Annotated in this window: 1 protein-coding gene and 1 pseudogene; one reads left to right on the plus strand and one right to left on the minus strand. The window is 56.8% G+C overall.

Going from position 1 to position 919, the window contains the following annotated elements:
* Positions 1–118: 118 nt before the first annotated feature.
* Positions 119–412: a hypothetical protein gene (locus C5L12_RS27730; protein WP_245423073.1), complete on the minus strand. Its 294-nt coding sequence runs from the start codon at positions 410–412 to the stop codon at positions 119–121.
* Positions 413–725: 313 nt separating this feature from the next.
* On the opposite strand from C5L12_RS27730, the pseudogene C5L12_RS27735 reads away from it, so the two are divergent.
* Positions 726–919, plus strand: a pseudogene (locus tag C5L12_RS27735) (aminoglycoside phosphotransferase); the annotation flags it as partial.

Consider the following 919-nt stretch of genomic DNA (forward strand, 5'->3'; position numbering starts at 1 on the left):
GAGGGGTGGACGACGATCAGCGGCGATGAATACCTTCGCCAGCTAGACTCAGAGGAACAAGCGTCTGCTGAGGGCCGACGTTCGCTTTCCGTTTCGCACCAATAGGAGCCGAACGGGGCTACATATCCGCCGGGCGTCCCGGGATGAATGAAATCGCCACCTTCTTCGCCCTGATGAAGCCGTCCAAGCCGTAACAAGGTGTCAATTCGATCTCGACGTCGGTCCCATCTTCCGGCAGGCTGAAATAGCTTGATCTGCCTCGGTCGGTCGCGCGTTGCAGGACGAGGCCCGCGATCACATTCTGGCCGCTGAAGCCGTCGAGCTGAAGGTCCATGATGCCTTCGAGTGAAAAGGTTACGACCGCGTGCTTGTCCAGCACAATGTGTCCGTCTGGACCGACCTCATTGGTCATGATCCAGCCATGCACCTTCAATTCGCTGGCCCCGGTTCTATGGAGGATAGACTGAGGATTTCGCTGTCGTGAAAGGTCGGAACCTCGCCGAACCATCTCAAAAGCTCATCGCCTCCAATCACATCCGAATAATTCATCTAACAAGCTTCCCCGTGTCACAGCGCTTCACCTATCAAACGGAAGCGTGCGTCGAAAGGTCGGACGACACTGCCCCGAGCCGCGTGCGCAGGTGTGTCAAAGCGGACTTCCTTGTGTCGCAAACTTTCTCTATTTCTTCCGCCATCTTTTTACACAGCCGCCAAGGGCACTGCCAATGGGATGGGACGCACTCAGACAATGGGGCGAAGACGCAGTTCGCATTGAACCACTGACTGGTGGAGTTGCCAATGACGTGTGGACCGTTCGTGTGCACGGGCAGATCGCGGTCGGTCGTCTTGGTTCAAGGACCGACGCTGATCTTGCGTGGGAAACCCACCTCCTCCAACACCTCAACCGTAAAGGCATGAC

The sequence above is a fragment of the Neorhizobium huautlense genome (assembly GCF_002968575.1).
In the GTDB taxonomy this organism is placed as follows: Bacteria; Pseudomonadota; Alphaproteobacteria; order Rhizobiales; family Rhizobiaceae; genus Neorhizobium; species Neorhizobium huautlense.

What these genes read in the sequence shown, in the direction of transcription:
- C5L12_RS27730 (WP_245423073.1), bottom strand. Translation starts at nt 412, where the DNA reads ATGACCAATGAGGTCGGTCCAGACGGACACATTGTGCTGGACAAGCAC.